The following is a 16,940-nucleotide window of genomic DNA, read 5'->3' as shown; positions in this document are numbered from 1 at the left end:
AGCCGCTCTAACAGGGATCGCAAACCTTGCATGAGCGGCTTCAGCCGCGAACCAAGGTAAGCCTTGGCAACCTTAGTAACGCCTCGAAAAAGCCGATCATTATCGACTTAAATCCGACGAACACCTCCTCTAGAGCCCCTCCCCCAGGATTCGATCCACACAATTCACGAAATAATCCACGCTGGCGCGGGTGGTGACCATCGGCGGTTTGATCTTGAGAATGTTCAGGTAGTCGCCGGTCGGCTGCATGAAAATCCCCAGCTCACGCAGGCGCTCGCACAAGTAGTGGGTTTCGCCGCTGGCCGGTTCCTGGGTGATGCGGTCACGTACCAGTTCCAGCCCCAGGTAGAACCCGGAGCCATGTACGGCACCGGCCAGCGGATGTTTGTCCACAAGGTCTTGCAGTCGCGCCTTGAAGTAGCCGCCCACCTCGCGAGCGTTCTGCACCAGTCGCTCGTCTTCCATCACCTCCAGCACCGCCAGGCCGATGCGGCAACTCACCGGGCTGCCGCCGGCCGAGGAGAAGAAATAGCCCTCGGCTTCCAGCGCCTCGGCGATTTCGCGGCGGGTGATCACCGCGCCCAACGGCTGGCCATTGCCCATGCCTTTGGCCATGGTGATGATGTCCGGCACCACGCCCTGTTCTTCGAAGCCCCAGAAGTGCTCACCCAAACGGCCATAGCCGACCTGCACCTCATCGGCGATGCACACCCCGCCGCGCTCGCGGACTTTGGCATAGGCCTGTTGCAGATAGCCGCGCGGCAGGGCGATACCCCCGGCATTGCCATACACCGGCTCGCAGATGAACCCCGCCAGTTGCCGCCCCTGGGCGTCGAGCGTGGCGAGCTTGGCGTCGACGTCGCGCAGGTACTGCGCCGCGCTGTCGGCGCCGCGATAGCGCCCGCGAAAGGTGTTCGGCGCCTGCACCGCATGCACCCACTCAGGGCGCGTCTGCAAGGCTTGCGGGTTGTCGGCGATGGAGGTGGAAATGGCATCGGTCGCCACCGACCAGCCGTGGTAGGCCTCCAGCACGCTGAGCAGGTCACGCCCGCCGCTGTAGGCCCAGGCCAGGCGAATCGCCAGGTCGTTGGCCTCGGTGCCGCTATTGACCAGAAACACCCGGTCGAAGCCCGGCGGCGCCAGCGCCAGCAGGCGCTCGGAAAACTCGGCGATGGCGGCGTAGTGGAAGCGTGAGTTGGTGTTGAGCAGCGACCACTGCCGGGCCGATTCAGCGGCCATGCGCGGGTGGCCGTGGCCGAGCACCGCGACGTTGTTGAGCATGTCCAGGTACGAACGGCCCTGCATGTCGATCAGGTAGTTGCGCCAGCCGCGCTCGATCTGTGGCGGCTGCTGGTAGTAGTGCTTCTGCGAGCGGGCAAAGCTTGCATCGCGGCGTGCCAGCAGCGCCTGGGCATCGACCAGCGGCGGCGCCTCGCAAGCAAAACCGAGCAGCGCGCCTGGTGAGGGGCACAGCACCAGCCACGCAGACGCCTCGCTGGGCCTGGCGAACAGCGGCGGACGCAGGTCTGCCGTGCGGCACAACTGCACACTGAGCCAACCGCTGCTGCTGCCCAGAGCATCGCCCCGAGCCAGCCGCTGACCCTCGGCCGGCGCCTGCTGCAAGCCACTTATCCACAAGCTGCATGAGGCCATGCGCAGGCAGCCCTGGTCGTCGCCATGGCGCTGCCAGATGCCTTCGAGCGGCGCGACCAGTTCGCTGCCCGGCGTCAGCTTGAGCTGTACGCCGAGAGCACAGGTGGCCGGCTCGTCGGCGCGGTCGATGTGCGTTTGCGACAGGCGGTATTGCCCGTGCAGGGTGCAGGCTGCGCCCGGTTGCGCCTCGAGTACCTTGCGGTCGAAATCGGCCTGCTGCCAGTTGCCGGCCTCGCAGTGCGGGCTGAGTACACCGAGGTCGACACCCATAGGCGGCTGGGAGGCCAGCGCTGGCAGCAGCGGCGCGCAGCCATCGAGCGGCAGAAAGAGCGGCGAACAGCCGCCAGCGTCGAGGAACGCCGCTTCCATCAGCGCGGCAGGCGCCGCCGCCGCGACATCGAAGATGCCCCATTCACAGGCGAGATTGGCGCGGATATACGCGTTGTGCGGGTCGTGCTGCAGATGATGGGCGCTGCTCAGCACCAGCACTGCGGCGCGCAGCACGATCAGCGGCCACAGCGCGCGCAGCTCGGCTTCATGCAGCGGATTGACCGCGTGGTAGGCGCGCACCGCTGCAGCGATGCGCAGCGGGTCGTCGGGCAGTTGATGCAACAGGCCGGCGCAGGTGACCGACAGCTCGGCGATGCGCCAGGTGTGCAGCAGATCGCCGAAATCGATCACCCCTTGCAGCTGCCACTGGCGCTGTTCATCGCGGGCCCAGACAGTGTTGTCGTCGGTGATGTCCAGGTGCACGGCTTGCAGCGGCAGGTGCTCGACCAGCGCTTGCAGGCGCTCGGCGGCAGCGGCGCAAACCTGGCGCACCTGGGCCTGGCGCTCGGCGTTGGGCAGGGCCGGCAGCAGTTGCTCGATCAACGCCACGGCGTGGCGCGGGTCCCATTGCAAGGTGCGTTGCAGGCCGGGGTGATGAAACTCGGCCAGGGCCAGGTCGACCCGTCCGCACAGCGTGCCGAGCTCGGCGATCAGCCGTGTGGGCAGGTGCTGCAGGTCGCCGAGCGGCTGGCCTTCGATGTAGTCGAGCAGACGCGCGCGCAGGGGCTGCCCGTCGGCCTCGATGCCGAGCAGCGTGCTGCCATCGACGGCGGGCTGCACCGCCGGCACCGGCAGGCCGTGCGCGCGCAAATGCGCCAGTGCAGCGTGCTGCGCGTGCAATTCCTGCTCGGCATAGCTGGCGTGGCAGACCTTGAGCACATAGCGCGCCTGGCCAGTGTCCAGGCGCAGGTTGAGGTCCTGCTGGCTGCCCAGCGACTTCAGCGTGCCGTGCAGCCCATAGTGGCGCCGCAGTAAGGCCTCGGCCTGAAGCGGGTCGAGTACGGGATTGGGCAGGCTGGAACGCTGCATCAGGGTGCTCAGGGACATGGCAAGGCCTCGATTTTTTGCCGCCTATATCGCCACTGCGTCCAGCGATATTCAAGGGGCAAGGCGAAGTAGCGCATAATTACCGCCTCTTTGACTGGCGCGACAGGCGATGACCCCGACTCCGACTCCACCCCGACGCCCCCGCTGGCGCAGCCTGGCCCTGCTGGCGCTGTGCCTGGCGCCGCTGTTGTGGCCGCTGCATCACCTGGCCGAGCGCTACTACCAGGATCAACTGGCCTCGCAAAACCGTCAGACCCTCGACCTGTACGTCGCCAACCTGCTCGGCACCCTGCACCGCTACGAAACCCTGCCGCAGATTCTCGGCGAACTGCCAGCGCTGCGCGGTGTGCTGAAAGACCCGTTCCGCCTGGAAGCGGTGACCAACGCCAACCGTCTGCTCAAGGACATTTCCCAGCAGACCGGCGCCGAGGTGATGTACCTGATGGACGTCAGCGGCAACACCCTGGCCGGCTCCAACTGGGACAAGCACGATTCTTTCGTCGGTCGCAACTTCGCCTTCCGCCCATATTTCATCGAAGCCATGCAGGGCAATCTGGGGCGCTTCTTCGGCCAGGGCACCACCTCGGCCAAGCGCGGCTACTTCTTCGCCGCCGCCGTGCGCGATGCCGGCAAGGTGATCGGCGTGCTGGTGGTCAAGGTCGACCTCGACCACACCGAAACGCTGTGGGGACGCACCCCGGAACAACTGCTGCTGACCGACCAGAATGGCGTGGTGGTGCTCACCTCGCGGCCCGACTGGCGCTTCCGCGCGACCCGCCCGCTGAGCGCCGCCGAGCGTCAGGCGATCATCGCCATCCAGCCCTACCCGACCCAGGCGCCACAGCCGCTGACCCTCAACCCCGACGCCTGGATCACCCAGACCCGCGACATCCGCGAAACCGGCTGGCAGGTGAGCATCCTCGCCCCGCGCATCCTCCTCGACCGCTCGGTGCAAACGGTCACCGCCATCGGCGCCGGTGCGCTGCTGGTGCTGATGCTGCTGGCCGGGCTGGTGATGCAGCGCCGGCGCCATTACATCGACCGCATTCGCTTCGAGGCGCGTGGCCGGCAAGACCTGGAAAAACGCGTGATCGAGCGCACCGCTGCACTGGAAGGCCTCAACACCCGCCTCAAGAGCGCGGTGCTGGAGCGGGAAAACGCCCAGCAGGAACTGGTGCGCGCCCAGGACGAACTGGTGCAGGCCGGCAAGCTGTCGGTGCTCGGCACCATGTCGGCGAGCATCAGCCATGAGCTCAACCAGCCGCTGGCGGCGATCCGCAGCTATGCCGAGAACGCCGAGGTGCTGCTCGACCACCAGCGCACCGAAGATGCCCGTGGCAACCTCAAGCAGATCGGCGAGCTGACCGGGCGCATGGCCTCGATCATCGCCCACCTGCGCGCCTTCGCCCGGCGCGACCGCCATGCCCCGGAAAGCGTGGCCCTGCAACCGGCACTGGAAGACGCCCTGGCCTTGCTGGCCAAGCGCCGGCGCGCCATGGCCGTGGAGTTGGTGCGCGACATTCCCGATGCCACCTTGTGGGTGCAGGCCGGTGAAACCCGCCTGCGCCAGGTGCTCGGCAACCTGCTGGCCAACGCCCTCGATGCCCTCACCGAGAAAGCCAATCCGCGCACGCTGTGGCTGAGTGCGGAAAAACGCGACGACCATGTGTATCTGCTGATTCGCGATAATGGCCCAGGCTTCAGCAGCCAGGCCCTGGCCCACGCCCGCGAACCGTTCTTCACCACCAAGACCCGCACCCAGGGGCTGGGCCTGGGCCTGGCCATCTGCGACAGCCTGATGCGCACCCTGGGCGGCGAACTGCTGCTGGGCAACCACCCCGAAGGCGGCGCCTTGCTGACCTTGCGCCTGCGCGTGGCCAGCGGCGGCGCCAACCTGAAACCTTCTGAGGACCCCTCGGCATGACCTTTCTGATCGACAGCCCGACCCAGGTCATCCTGGTCGACGACGACCCGCACCTGCGCCAGGCCCTGAGCCAGACCCTGGATCTGGCCGGGCTCAAGGTCATGGCGCTGAGCGATGCCCAGGGCCTGGCCGAGCGCATCGGCGAAGACTGGCCGGGGGTGGTGGTCAGTGACATCCGCATGCCCGGCATCGACGGTCTGCAACTGCTCGAGCAACTGCATGGCCGCGACCCGGAGCTGCCGGTGCTGTTGATCACCGGCCACGGCGATGTGCCGCTGGCGGTACAGGCGATGCGCGCCGGCGCCTACGATTTTCTGGAAAAGCCGTTCGCCAGCGACGCACTGCTCGACAGCGTGCGCCGCGCCCTCGCCTTGCGCCGCCTGGTGCTGGATAACCGCAGCCTGCGCCTAGCCCTGAGCGACCGCCAGCAACTGGCCACCCGCCTGGTGGGGCAATCGCCGTCGATGCTGCGTCTGCACGAGCAGATCGGCGCCCTAGCCGGCACCCGCGCTGACGTGCTGATCCTGGGCGAGACCGGCGCCGGGAAGGAAGTGGTGGCGCGCGCCCTGCACGACCTGTCGAGCCGCCGCGACGGTCCGTTCGTGGCGATCAACGCCGGGGCGCTGGCCGAATCGGTGGTCGAAAGCGAGCTGTTCGGCCACGAACCGGGGGCCTTCACCGGGGCCCAGAAGCGGCGCATCGGCAAGTTCGAATTCGCCAATGGCGGCACGCTGTTCCTCGATGAAATCGAAAGCATGAGCCTGGATGTGCAGGTCAAGCTGCTGCGCCTGTTGCAGGAGCGGGTGGTGGAACGCCTGGGCGGCAACCAGCTGATTCCGCTGGACATCCGGATCGTCGCCGCTACCAAGGAAGACCTGCGCCAGGCCGCCGACCAGGGCCGCTTCCGCGCCGACTTGTACTACCGGCTGAACGTGGCTTCGCTGCGTATACCGGCGCTGCGCGAGCGCGGCGATGACATTCTGGTGCTGTTTCAGCATTTTGCCGATGCCGCCAGCCAGCGCCATGGCCTGCCCCCGCACAGCCTGCAACCGGCGCAGCGCGCGTTACTGCTGCGCCACGACTGGCCGGGTAACGTGCGTGAACTGCAAAACGCTGCCGAACGCTTCGCCCTGGGCCTGGAACTGGCTCTGGACACCCCACCGCCGGCTACCAGCGCCACCGCCCCGGTGGCGCGCAGCGGCAGCCTCAGCGAACAGGTCGAACAGTTCGAACGCTCGCTGATCGCCGCAGAACTGAGCCAGCCACACAGTTCGATGCGCAGCCTCGCCGAAGCCCTGGGCATGCCGCGCAAGACCCTGCACGACAAACTGCGCAAGCATGGCCTGAGTTTCGAGGGTAGCAGCGGGCATGATGAGCATGAGGACGGGCGGGGGTAGGTGGGGAGGGTCTTGTATGGTTGGTTTTGGGCCGGCTTTGCCGGCCGTTCGCGGCTGAAGCCGCGAATGGCCCAAGATCAACCGCAGCCGCCTCAAACCGCCGAAGCCAACCGCATCAAAGCATCGCGCCAGCTGGCGGTAGCCGGCAGGGCGAGGAAGAACGGGTTGAGCAGCGATTCGCGCGGCGGGTACTGCAATGCCTGGCCATCGAGGCCAAGTACCGCGCCGCCGGCGCCTTCCAGCACGCCTTGCGCAGCGGCGGTGTCCCATTGCGAGGTCGGGGCCAGGCGCGGATAACAATCGGCGCTGCCTTCGGCCAGCAGGCAGAACTTCAGCGAGCTACCGATGTTCGCCAGGGTCAGCTCGCCGACCGCCGCCGACAGCCCTTCGAGCAACAGTTCCTGGGCCGGGCTGGTGTGCCGGCGACTGGCGACCACGGTGAAGCGCTCACCGGCGCCAGGCTGGCTGCGCACCGCGATCGCCTCGGGCGCAGCGCCGGCTTCGGCACGCCAGGCTCCCAATGCACGGCCACCGAAGTAGCAGCGGCCATTGATCGGCATCGACACCACACCGAACACCACTTCACCGCGCTCGATCAGGGCGATGTTGACGGTGAATTCTTCGCTACCAGCGATGAACTCCTTGGTGCCATCCAGCGGATCGACCAGCCACCAGCGCTGCCAGCTCTGACGCTGCTCCAGGGCGATGCCGCAGTCTTCCTCCGAGAGCACCGGAATGTCCGGGGTCAGGGCCTGCAGGCCGGCGACGATGACGTGGTGCGCGGCCAGATCAGCGGCGGTTACCGGCGAATCATCGGCCTTGGCGGTGACCGCCACATCGGCGCGCCAGAACGGCAGAATCGCCTCGCCGGCACGTTGTGCGAGGGTCACCACCTCGGCGAGTAGTCGTTGCTGATTCATGCGCTGAGCAGGCCTCGTTGAGTGAGCAGATCACGCACCAGGTACAGCGCCGCCAGGGCACGGCCTTCGGAGAACTGCGGGTGGGTGGCGAGGGCGGACAGCTCGCGTAGATTGACCGTGTCGACGCGCATCGGCTCGGGCTCATCGCCCTCCAGGCGTTCTTCGTACAGGTCTGTAGCCAGCACCACCTGAATTTTCTGGCTCATGTAGCCAGGCGACAACGACAGCTCGGTCAGGTGTTCCAGCTCGCGGGCACCATAACCGGCTTCCTCCTTGAGCTCACGGTTGGCGGCGGCCAGCACGTCTTCACCCGGCTCGATCAGGCCCTTGGGCAGCGACAGCTCGTAGGCATCGGTGCCGCCGCAATATTCCTCGACCAGCAACGCCCGTTCGCCATCGAGCATCGCCACGATCATCACGGCGCCATGCCCGGTGCCGCGTCCGACCAGACGCTCGTAGGTGCGCTCGGTGCCGTTGCTGAAGCGCAACTGCACCGCTTCGACGCGAAACAGATGACTGCTGGCGACGATCTCGCGGCTCAGGACGGTGGGTTTCTCGCGCATGGCAGGCTCCTAGACGTGAACGGGTTACTATACCGTGGCTTGCTGACTGAACGAGAGTTTCCCATGGCACTTCTTCCCTGGTCCGAGATCGATACCGTCCTGCTCGACATGGACGGCACCCTGCTCGATCTGCACTACGACAACCAGTTCTGGATGCAGCACCTGCCCCAGCGCTACGCTGAACTGCACGGCGTCAGCCGGGCGATGGCCGAGCTGGAGCTGCAACCGTTGTTCGAGCGCAATGCCGGCACGCTGAACTGGTACTGCCTGGATTTCTGGAGCCGCGAACTGCGCCTGCCGATTCGCGAACTCAAACAGGAGCTGGCCGAGCTGATCGCCCTGCGCCCGGATGCCGGGCCGTTTCTGACGGCGATCCGCGACGCCGGCAAGCGCGTGGTACTGATCACCAACGCGCACCGCGACTCGCTGTCGCTGAAGCTTGAGCGGGTGGAGCTGGCGCCGTATTTCGAGCGGCTGATCAGCTCACATGACTACGGCTTCCCCAAGGAAAGCCCGCAGTTCTGGGATGCGCTGCACGCCGACATCGGCTTCGAGCCTTCGCGCAGCCTGTTCATCGACGACACCCTGGCGATTCTGCGCAGCGCCCGGCGCTTCGGTGTCGCTCACCTGCTGGCGGTTCTTCAACCGGACAGCAAGGCGGCGATCAGAGATACCCAGGAGTTCGATGCGGTGGATGACTACCGCACGCTTCTGGATGGACTTTAAGCGGCGCTACTTGCGCAGCAAGCGCAACCCGTTGAACACCACCAGCAAGCTCACGCCCATGTCGGCGAACACCGCCATCCACATGGTGGCCAGGCCGGCGAAGGTGATAGCGAGGAAGATCGCCTTGATGCCCAGGGCCAGCACGATGTTCTGGGTGAGAATCGCCGCTGTCTGCCGTGACAGGCGCACGAACGCCGGAATCTTGCGCAGGTCGTCGTCCATCAGCGCCACGTCGGCGGTCTCGATGGCGGTGTCGGTGCCGGCTGCGGCCATGGCGAAGCCGATCTCGGCACGTGCCAGCGCCGGGGCGTCGTTGATGCCGTCACCGACCATCCCGGCGCGATGGCCTTGTGCGTACAGCGCCTCGATGGCGGCGAGCTTGTCGGCCGGCAGCAGATTGCCCTCGGCGCGGTCGATGCCCACCTGGGCGGCGATGGCCTGCGCAGTGTGCGGGTTGTCGCCGGTGAGCATGAGGGTCTTGATACCCAGCTCGTGCAGCTCGGCAATCGCCTGACGGCTGCTTTCCTTGACCGTATCGGCCACGGCGAACAGCGCCAGTGGGCCGCTGTCATCGAGCAGCAGCACCACGGTCTTGCCCTGACGCTCGAGGCCATCGAGCCGGGCTTCGAGCTCGGGTGAGCACAGCCCCAGCTCTTCCACCAGGCGGTGGTTGCCCAAGTGATAGCGCACGCCGTCGATCTCGCCGCGCACGCCCCGCCCGGCCAGCGCGGCGAAATCCTGCACCTCACTCAGTGGCTGATTCGGCTCGCGGGCGAACTGGGCGATGGCGCGAGATACCGGATGGTCGGAGCGCTCGCCCAGGCTTGCGCCCAGCGCCTGAGCGCGGCCTTCGAAACGCGAGTCGAGCAGGTGGAAGTCGGTCTGTACCGGCCTGCCGTGGGTGATCGTGCCGGTCTTGTCCAGTGCCAGGAAATCGAGCTTGCGCCCGCCTTCCAGGTACACCCCGCCCTTGACCAGAATGCCCTTGCGCGCCGCAGCCGCCAGGCCACTGACGATGGTCACCGGGGTGGAAATCACCAGCGCGCAGGGGCACGCCACCACCAGCAGCACCAGGGCGCGGTAGATCCAGTCGAACCACGCGCCGGCGCCGAACAGCGGTGGCAGCACGGCGATCGCCAGGGCCACGGCGAACACCGCCGGGGTGTAGATGCGTGAGAAGCGGTCGACGAAGCGCTGGGTCGGCGCGCGGCTGCCCTGGGCTTCTTCCACCGCCTTGATGATCCGTGCCAGGGTCGACTGCCCGGCCGCTGCGGTGACGCGATACTCCAGCGCCCCGGCCTGGTTGATGGTGCCGGCGAACAGCTTGTCGCCGACGGTCTTTTCCACCGGCAGGCTTTCGCCGGTGATCGGCGCCTGATCGACACTCGATTGCCCGCTGAGCACCTCGCCGTCCAGGCCAATGCGCTCGCCTGGCTTGACCCGCACCACTGCGCCGACAGCGACTTCACGCACGTCCACTTCGCGCCACTGGCCGTCGGCCTCACGCACGGTGGCAAGGTCGGGGCTTAGCTGCATCAGCCCACCGATGGCGTTACGCGCGCGGTCCAGCGAGCGCGCTTCGATCAGCTCGGCAACGCTGAACAGCACCATGACCATGGCCGCTTCCGGCCACTGGCCGATCAGCACCGCGCCGGTCACGGCGATGCTCATCAGCGCGTTGATGTTGAGGTTGCGGTTCTTCAGGGCGATCCAGCCCTTTTTATAGGTGCCCAGGCCGCAGCCGAGAATCGCCGCCAGCGCCAGGGCGGCCACCAGCCACTCGGGGGCAAGCCCGGTGAAATGCACCACTTCGGCAGCCAGCGCCGCCAGGCCAGACAACGCCAGCGGCCACCAGCGCGTGGGCGCGGCTACCGCAGCGCCGACCTCGGCGTCGCCTTCCAGCGGCTCGGCATGCATGCCCAGGCTGGCGATGGCCTGCTCAATCGGCTCGGTGCCGGCCAAGGTGTGGCGCACGCCAAGCACGCGGTTGATCAGGTTGAATTCCAGCTGCTCGATGCCCGGCTGCTTGCTGAGTTTGTCCTGGATCAGCGTCTGCTCGGTCGGGCAGTCCATGGCCTCGATGCGAAAGCGGCTGAGCCGGGCGTCAGCGCTGCTGTGCGCGATGAGCTGCACCTGCGCAGGCGCGGCGGCGGCGCTGCAGCAACTGCCGGCGGCGTGGGCGTGGGCATGCCCGGTATGCGCCTGCTCGGGCGCATGGGCGTGATCGTGATCGTGATCGTGATCGTGATCGTGATCGTGATCGTGATCGTGTTGGGTCGGCGGGCTGACAGGCTGGTTCATGGACGCGTCCTTAATGTGCACCTGTTGCCAAGTGAACACCCTGTAGCCACTATAGGGTCAAGCCTTCCTGTGGAGATCAGCGATGAAGATTGGCGAACTGGCCAAGGCCACCGACTGCGCCGTCGAGACCATCCGGTACTACGAGCGCGAACGCCTGCTGCCGGAACCGGCGCGCAGCGACGGCAACTACCGGCTCTACACCCAGGCGCATGTCGAGCGGCTGACCTTCATCCGCAACTGCCGCACCCTGGACATGACCCTCGACGAAATCCGCAGCCTGCTCAACCTGCGCGACCGCCCCGAAGGTCAGTGCGGCAGCGTCAACGCGCTGATCGATGAGCATATCGAGCATGTCCAGGCGCGCATCGACGGCCTGGTGGCGCTGCAACGGCAATTGGTCGAGCTGCGTCAGCGCTGCAGCCAGCAAGGCGCCGAATGCGCCATCCTGCAACAGCTGGAGGTCAACGGCGCGGTTACAGCGACCGACACCGAACACTCCCACGTCGGGCGCAGCCACGGGCACTGAGCCCGTACCCACCATCACTTCAGCGACAAGGAGCGAGCGATGTTCAGCCATATCCAACTCGGCGCGAAAGACCTCTCCGGCATGACGGCCTTCTACGATGCCGTGCTGGCACCGCTCGGGCTCGAGCGCATCGAAGAGCCCCACGATGGCGGCCCGACCGGCGCGGGCTGGCATGACAAGGCCGTGGCCTGGCGCAGGTTCTATATCCAGCTGCCGATCAACGGCCTGCCCGCGACCTGGGGCAATGGCACCCAAGTCAGCTTCCTGGCGAGTTCCAGCGAAGCGGTCGATCAGGCGTGGGCCACCGCCCTGGCCCTGGGCGGTATCGACGAAGGCGCGCCCGGGCTCCGGCCGCACTACGCCGAGGACTACTACGGCGCCTACTGCCGCGACCCCGAGGGCAACAAGCTGTGCTTCGTCTGCTACACCGCGCACCCCGAGATCACCGCGCAGGGCTGACGCACCTGCGCGCTAACGCGCGACCTCAGACCGCCATCGGCGCCGTCAGCGGCGGGTGATGCTCGTAACCTTCCAGGGTGAAATCGCTGGGTTCGATCAGCTCCAGCCATTCGGGCTGGTACTGGCCGGTCTTGGCGAATTCGGGCACGCGCTCACTGATCACCAGCTTCGGCGCCGCCATGGGCGTGCGGCTGAACTGCTCGTTGAGCATGTCGAGGTGGTTTTCATAGACGTGCGCATCACCGATGAAATAGGTGAACCAGCGCGGCGTGTAGCCGGTGAGGCGGGCGAACAGCGACAGCAGCGCAGCGCCCTCGGTGAGGTTGAACGGGGTGCCGAGGCCCAGGTCGTTGGAGCGGATGTACAAGGTCAGCGACAGCTCGCGTTTGCTTGCGTCGGCGTGGAACTGGTACAGCAGGTGGCACGGCGGCAGGGCCATTTCGTCGAGCTGCGCGCAATTCCAGCCGTGGAACAGGATGCGGCGGCTGCCGGGGTCGTTGACGATGGTATCCAGGCACTGGCGCACCTGATCGATGGCCTTGTACAGAATGACGAAGCCCTGGCCGTCTTCTTCATCGCGGGCAATGCTGCGATAGCCTTGCTGCTCGGCCATGGCGATGGCGGCCGGGTTGCTCAGCGCGATGCGCTTGTAGCCCGGCCATTTGCGCCACTGCACGCCGTAGATTTCGCCGAGGTCGTCTTCGCCCTGACGGAACGGGTTGGCCAGCCACTGGGCATTTTCGTTGGCGTTCTGGTCCCAGACCTTGCAGCCCAGCTCGCGGAAGCGCGCGGCGTTGTTCACTCCGCGCAGGAAGCCGACCATCTCGCCGATCGCCGACTTGAACGCCAGCCGGCGCGTGGTGATGGCCGGAAAACCTTGCTGCAGGTCGAAGCGCAGCATGGCGCCGGGCCGGCTTATGGTGCGGATGCCGGTGCGGTTTTCCTGAAGCGTGCCGTTGTCGATCACGTCACGGACCAGGTCTAGATACTGTTTCATGGCCTACCTGTAGCGAAGCGGCAGAGGGATCACCCCTGCCGTGTGGATCAATGGGCGGATGTTGCCGTGGGCTTGCGATTATAGGCCCACCAGATCATGGCAAGGCCGGCGACGATCATTGGCACGCAGAGCAACTGACCCATGGTCAGCCAGCCGAACGCCAGATAGCCGAGCTGCGCATCCGGCACCCGGTAGAACTCGACGATGAAGCGGAAGATGCCGTAGAACAGCGCGAACATGCCGGACACTGCCATGGTCGGGCGCGGTTTGCGCGAGTAGAACCACAGCACCAGGAACAGCGCTACGCCTTCGAGGGCGAACTGGTACAGCTGCGAAGGGTGGCGCGGCAACTGCGCCGGATCGCTGAACGGCGGGAAGATCATCGCCCACGGCACGTCGGTCGGCTTGCCCCACAGTTCGGCATTGATGAAGTTGCCGATGCGCCCGGCGCCCAGACCGATCGGCACCATCGGTGCGACGAAGTCCATCAGCTCGAAGAACGACTTGTTGTTGCGTTTGCCGAACCACAGCGCCGCCAGCATCACCCCGATGAACCCGCCGTGGAACGACATGCCGCCCTTCCATACCTCGAAGATCAACGTCGGATTGCTCAGGTAGGCGTGCAGGTCATAGAACAGCACATAGCCCAGGCGCCCGCCGACGATCACCCCCATCGACAGCCAGAACACCAGGTCGGAGAGTTTCTCGCGGCTCCAGGTCGGATCGAAGCGGTTGAGCCGGCGCGAGGCGAGCAGCCAGGCACCGCCAATGCCGACCAGGTACATCAGGCCGTACCAGTGAATTTTCAGCGGCCCGATGGCCAGAGCCACGGGGTCGATCTGCGGGTAAGGCAGCATGGTGATTCCTTATGGTTCACATCACAGAACTGAGGCCGCCTGCGAACGAATGCGTGGGCCGGCATTGAGACGAACGCTAAGCCGTCCCTGGGAAAATCAGTTGGGCATGGTAACGGAAGCAAAGGCTGAGGCTCTAGTGAAGTCTTTGGCCAACGCCGCTACAGTGGCAGTAATCGGAGACCTTCGAATGTGCCTGATCGTTTTTGCCTGGCAGCCGGGCCATGCCCTGCCGCTGATCGTCGCGGCCAACCGTGACGAGTTCTACGCCCGCCCTACCCAGCCCCTGGCGGCCTGGGACGATGCCCCCGGCGTGCATGCCGGGCGCGACCTGCAAGCAGGCGGCAGCTGGCTCGGCGTCGCGGCCGGGGGGCGCTTTGCCGCCCTCACCAACATCCGCGACCCGCACCTCGCCACTGGCCTGCGCTCGCGTGGCGAGCTGGTGGCGGGCTTTCTGCGCGGGCAGCTCAGCGCCGCGCAGTACCTGAACGCGCTAGCGCCGCGGGCCGGCGAGTATGCAGGGTTCAACCTGCTGGTCGGCGATGGCCAGCACCTGGGCTACCTCAATGCGCTCGAGGCACAGCCGCGCCTGCTCGAACCGGGTGTGTATGGCTTGAGCAACGCAGCGCTCGATACGCCGTGGCCGAAATTGCACAAGGCTCGGGAAGGGCTGCGCGCCGAGTTGGCGGCGCCGCACGCCGATCGCCTGCTGGCGCTGCTGAGCGACGACCAACGCCCCGCCGACAGTGCACTGCCTGACACCGGCGTGGGCCGCGAAACCGAGCGCTTGTTGTCGAGCGTGTTCATCGCCAGCCCGCACTACGGCACCCGTGCCAGTACCGTGCTGCTGTGCGATGCCCACGGCAATCGCCAACTGATAGAGCGCAGTTTCGGCCCGCATGGCGGGCACTTGGGTGAGGTGGCGCTGGCCCTGAAACCTGGAAATTAAAGCGACTTGTTGGCGCCGGGGGCGATCATCCGCGCCAGGCCGAGGTTCTTCAACGCCAGTTGCAGCGCACTGTGGATAAGTTGCGGGCTGTCATGGCTCATGGCGTCGGCGAGCAGCTCGTGGGCCTTGCTCATGTTGACCTGGCGCAGCATCCACTTGACCTTGGGCAGGTTGGTGGCGTTCATCGACAGGCTGTCGAAGCCCATGGCCATGAGCAAGATCGCAGCCGCCGGGTCACCGGCCATCTCGCCGCAGATGCTCACCGGCTTGCCTTCGCCGTGGGCATCGCGCACCACCGTCTGCAAGGCTTGCAACACCGCCGGGTGCATATAGTCGTAAAGGTCGGCGACCCGCGGGTTGTTGCGATCGACCGCCAGCAGGTACTGGGTCAGGTCGTTGGAGCCCACCGAGAGGAAATCGACCTGACGCGCCAGTTCGCGGGTCTGGTACACCGCCGCTGGAATTTCCACCATTACCCCCACCGGCGGCATCGGCACGTCGGTGCCTTCGTCGCGCACCTCGCCCCAGGCGCGGTGGATCAGGTGCAGCGCTTCTTCGAGTTCGTGGATGCCGGAAATCATTGGCAGCAGGATGCGCAGGTTGTTCAGGCCCTCGCTGGCCTTGAGCATGGCGCGGGTCTGCACCAGGAAGATTTCCGGGTGATCGAGGGTGACGCGGATGCCGCGCCAGCCGAGGAAGGGGTTTTCTTCCTTGATCGGGAAGTAAGACAGCGCCTTGTCACCGCCGATATCCAGGGTACGCATGGTCACCGGCAGCGGGTGGAAGGCCTGCAACTGTTCGCGGTAGATCGCCAGCTGTTCCTTCTCGCTAGGGAAGCGCTGGTTGATCATGAACGGCACTTCGGTACGGTACAGCCCGACCCCCTCGGCCCCGCGCTGCTGGGCGCGGGCGACATCGGCGAGCAGCCCGGTGTTGACCCACAGCGGCATGCGGTGGCCATCCGGGGTTACGCAGGGCAATTCGCGCAGGGCATCGAGGCCCTGGGCCAGCTGGCGCTCTTCCTCCACCACATCGCCGTACTGCTTGCGCAGCACTTCGCTGGGGTTGGTGAAGACTTCGCCCTTGTAGCCGTCGACGATCAGCTCGATGCCATCGACCTTGGAATACGGCAGATCGACCAGGCCCATGACCGTGGGAATGCCCATGGCACGGGCCAGGATCGCCACATGCGAGTTACCCGACCCCAGCACCGAGACCAGCCCGACCAGCTTGCCCTCGGGCACTTCGCCGAGCATGGCAGGGGTCAGCTCTTCGCTGACCAGAATGGTGTTGTCGGCGTACACCAGCGCCATCGAACGCGCTTCCTGCAAATAGGCGAGCAGGCGGCGGCCGAGGTCCTTGACGTCGGAGGCGCGCTCGCGCAGGTAGTCGTCGTCCATCAGTTCGAAGCGGTTGACGTGCTCGCTGACCACCTGGCGCAAGGCGCCCTGGGCCCACTGGCCGGTCTTGATCACCGCCACCACTTCACCGCCGAGGGCGGCGTCTTCGAGCATCATCAGGTAGACGTCGAACAGCGCGCGCTCTTCGGGGCGCAACTGGGTCGCCAGCTTGGCCGAGAGCTTGCGCATGTCGGCGCGTACGCCTTCCAGGGCCGCGCTGAACAGCAGCAGCTCGGCGTCGATGTCCTCGACGGTCTTGTCGGGCACCACATCGAGATCGGCAGGCGGCAGCATCACCACGGCGCGGCCGACGGCGGCACCGGGCGAGCCCGGCACACCGACGAAGCGCGCTTCCTGAATACCCTTGCCCTGGCGGTTTAGGCCGCGAATCGAGCCGGTGGCCTCGGCATGGGCGATGACCCCGGCGAGTTGCGCGCTCATGGTCACCAGGAAGGCTTCTTCGCCTTCGTCGAACTGGCGGCGTTCTTTCTGCTGGATGACCAGCACGCCGACCACACGGCGGTGGTGGATGATCGGCGCGCCGAGGAAGGAGGCGTAACGTTCTTCACCGGTTTCGGCGAAGTAGCGATAGCGCGGGTGGGCGGCGGCGTCTTCCAGGTTGAGCGGCTCCTCGCGGGTGCCGACCAGACCGACCAGGCCCTCGTTGGGGGCCATGCTGACCTTGCCGATGGAGCGTTTGTTGAGGCCCTCGGACGCCATCAGTACGAAGCGGTTGGTTTCAGGGTCGAGCAGATAGACCGAGCAGACCTGGCTGGCCATGGCCTCTTTGACGCGCAAGACGATGATACCCAGCGCCGTCTTGAGATCTTTGGCGGAGTTCACTTCCTGGACGATCTTGCGCAGCGTATTGAGCATGGCTCGGGGTCGGACTCC

At 66.3% G+C, this 16,940-nt stretch carries 13 protein-coding genes; 6 read left to right on the top strand and 7 right to left on the bottom strand.

All coding sequences use genetic code 11. The features are described 5' to 3' along the window. Positions 1 to 129: 129 nt before the first annotated feature. A complete protein-coding gene (locus H618_RS0101145) occupies positions 130 to 3,030 on the bottom strand; it encodes an aminotransferase (RefSeq protein WP_028693310.1) in 2,901 nt (966 codons plus the stop codon). A 109-nt stretch (positions 3,031 to 3,139) separates the two neighbouring features. Between H618_RS0101145 and H618_RS0101140 the strand changes: the two genes are divergently transcribed. Both H618_RS0101140 and H618_RS0101135 read left to right on the top strand, forming a co-directional pair. Continuing rightward, entirely contained in the window at positions 3,140 to 4,954 is a 1,815-nt protein-coding gene (locus tag H618_RS0101140; protein WP_028693309.1) for a sensor histidine kinase, read from the top strand. Beyond that, positions 4,951 to 6,351 carry a sigma-54-dependent transcriptional regulator gene (locus H618_RS0101135; RefSeq protein WP_028693308.1) on the top strand — a complete coding sequence of 467 codons (1,401 nt, stop codon included), beginning with the start codon at positions 4,951 to 4,953 and terminating at the stop codon, positions 6,349 to 6,351. The genes H618_RS0101140 and H618_RS0101135 overlap by 4 nt, the downstream gene beginning before the upstream one ends. A gap of 92 nt (positions 6,352 to 6,443) precedes the next feature. Here H618_RS0101135 and cysQ read toward each other — a convergent pair whose 3' ends face one another. Continuing rightward, positions 6,444 to 7,271 carry a 3'(2'),5'-bisphosphate nucleotidase CysQ gene (gene cysQ, locus H618_RS0101130; RefSeq protein WP_028693307.1) on the bottom strand — a complete coding sequence of 276 codons (828 nt, stop codon included), beginning with the start codon at positions 7,269 to 7,271 and terminating at the stop codon, positions 6,444 to 6,446. Then, positions 7,268 to 7,834, bottom strand: a complete 567-nt coding sequence (gene nudE, locus H618_RS0101125; RefSeq protein WP_028693306.1) for an ADP compounds hydrolase NudE — start codon at positions 7,832 to 7,834, stop codon at positions 7,268 to 7,270. Before nudE ends, cysQ begins: the two co-directional genes overlap by 4 nt. A gap of 63 nt (positions 7,835 to 7,897) precedes the next feature. Between nudE and yrfG the strand changes: the two genes are divergently transcribed. Then, positions 7,898 to 8,560: a GMP/IMP nucleotidase gene (gene yrfG / locus H618_RS0101120; protein ID WP_028693305.1), complete on the top strand. Its 663-nt coding sequence runs from the start codon at positions 7,898 to 7,900 to the stop codon at positions 8,558 to 8,560. A gap of 6 nt (positions 8,561 to 8,566) precedes the next feature. Here yrfG and H618_RS0101115 read toward each other — a convergent pair whose 3' ends face one another. Beyond that, positions 8,567 to 10,861 (bottom strand): heavy metal translocating P-type ATPase, encoded by a 2,295-nt coding sequence (locus H618_RS0101115; RefSeq protein ID WP_028693304.1) that lies wholly within the window; start codon positions 10,859 to 10,861, stop codon positions 8,567 to 8,569. An 82-nt stretch (positions 10,862 to 10,943) separates the two neighbouring features. On the opposite strand from H618_RS0101115, the gene cadR reads away from it, so the two are divergent. Both cadR and H618_RS0101105 read left to right on the top strand, forming a co-directional pair. After that, positions 10,944 to 11,387 carry a Cd(II)/Pb(II)-responsive transcriptional regulator gene (gene cadR / locus H618_RS0101110; protein WP_028693303.1) on the top strand — a complete coding sequence of 148 codons (444 nt, stop codon included), beginning with the start codon at positions 10,944 to 10,946 and terminating at the stop codon, positions 11,385 to 11,387. Between the two features lie 39 nt (positions 11,388 to 11,426). Continuing rightward, on the top strand, positions 11,427 to 11,846 hold the full coding sequence (locus H618_RS0101105) for a VOC family protein (RefSeq protein WP_028693302.1): 420 nt from the start codon (positions 11,427 to 11,429) through the stop codon (positions 11,844 to 11,846). A gap of 25 nt (positions 11,847 to 11,871) precedes the next feature. Here H618_RS0101105 and H618_RS0101100 read toward each other — a convergent pair whose 3' ends face one another. Together H618_RS0101100 and lgt are read right to left on the bottom strand one after the other, a co-directional pair. After that, positions 11,872 to 12,843 (bottom strand): thymidylate synthase, encoded by a 972-nt coding sequence (locus H618_RS0101100; protein WP_028693301.1) that lies wholly within the window; start codon positions 12,841 to 12,843, stop codon positions 11,872 to 11,874. 47 nt (positions 12,844 to 12,890) lie between these two features. Then, positions 12,891 to 13,700: a prolipoprotein diacylglyceryl transferase gene (lgt, locus tag H618_RS0101095; RefSeq protein WP_028693300.1), complete on the bottom strand. Its 810-nt coding sequence runs from the start codon at positions 13,698 to 13,700 to the stop codon at positions 12,891 to 12,893. 187 nt (positions 13,701 to 13,887) lie between these two features. Between lgt and H618_RS0101090 the strand changes: the two genes are divergently transcribed. Beyond that, positions 13,888 to 14,646: an NRDE family protein gene (locus H618_RS0101090; RefSeq protein WP_028693299.1), complete on the top strand. Its 759-nt coding sequence runs from the start codon at positions 13,888 to 13,890 to the stop codon at positions 14,644 to 14,646. On the opposite strand, the gene ptsP is transcribed toward H618_RS0101090, so the two are convergent. Continuing rightward, complete coding sequence (gene ptsP / locus H618_RS0101085; protein WP_028693298.1) at positions 14,643 to 16,922, bottom strand: phosphoenolpyruvate--protein phosphotransferase; 2,280 nt, start codon at positions 16,920 to 16,922, stop codon at positions 14,643 to 14,645. The genes H618_RS0101090 and ptsP overlap by 4 nt on opposite strands. Positions 16,923 to 16,940: the final 18 nt, after the last annotated feature.

The sequence above is a fragment of the Pseudomonas cremoricolorata DSM 17059 = NBRC 16634 genome (genome assembly GCF_000425745.1).
Lineage (GTDB): Bacteria > Pseudomonadota > Gammaproteobacteria > Pseudomonadales > Pseudomonadaceae > Aquipseudomonas > Aquipseudomonas cremoricolorata.
This window is presented reverse-complemented; position numbering and strand designations above follow the sequence as displayed.

Bases quoted from the DNA above. Each gene is read 5' to 3' on its own strand.
- H618_RS0101145 (WP_028693310.1), bottom strand. From the start codon at position 3,030: ATGTCCCTGAGCACCCTGATGCAGCGTTCCAGCCTGCCCAATCCCGTA.
- H618_RS0101140 (WP_028693309.1), top strand. From the start codon at position 3,140: ATGACCCCGACTCCGACTCCACCCCGACGCCCCCGCTGGCGCAGCCTG.
- H618_RS0101135 (WP_028693308.1), top strand. From the start codon at position 4,951: ATGACCTTTCTGATCGACAGCCCGACCCAGGTCATCCTGGTCGACGAC.
- cysQ (WP_028693307.1), bottom strand. From the start codon at position 7,271: ATGAATCAGCAACGACTACTCGCCGAGGTGGTGACCCTCGCACAACGT.
- nudE (WP_028693306.1), bottom strand. From the start codon at position 7,834: ATGCGCGAGAAACCCACCGTCCTGAGCCGCGAGATCGTCGCCAGCAGT.
- yrfG (WP_028693305.1), top strand. From the start codon at position 7,898: ATGGCACTTCTTCCCTGGTCCGAGATCGATACCGTCCTGCTCGACATG.
- H618_RS0101115 (WP_028693304.1), bottom strand. From the start codon at position 10,861: ATGAACCAGCCTGTCAGCCCGCCGACCCAACACGATCACGATCACGAT.
- cadR (WP_028693303.1), top strand. From the start codon at position 10,944: ATGAAGATTGGCGAACTGGCCAAGGCCACCGACTGCGCCGTCGAGACC.
- H618_RS0101105 (WP_028693302.1), top strand. From the start codon at position 11,427: ATGTTCAGCCATATCCAACTCGGCGCGAAAGACCTCTCCGGCATGACG.
- H618_RS0101100 (WP_028693301.1), bottom strand. From the start codon at position 12,843: ATGAAACAGTATCTAGACCTGGTCCGTGACGTGATCGACAACGGCACG.
- lgt (WP_028693300.1), bottom strand. From the start codon at position 13,700: ATGCTGCCTTACCCGCAGATCGACCCCGTGGCTCTGGCCATCGGGCCG.
- H618_RS0101090 (WP_028693299.1), top strand. From the start codon at position 13,888: ATGTGCCTGATCGTTTTTGCCTGGCAGCCGGGCCATGCCCTGCCGCTG.
- ptsP (WP_028693298.1), bottom strand. From the start codon at position 16,922: ATGCTCAATACGCTGCGCAAGATCGTCCAGGAAGTGAACTCCGCCAAA.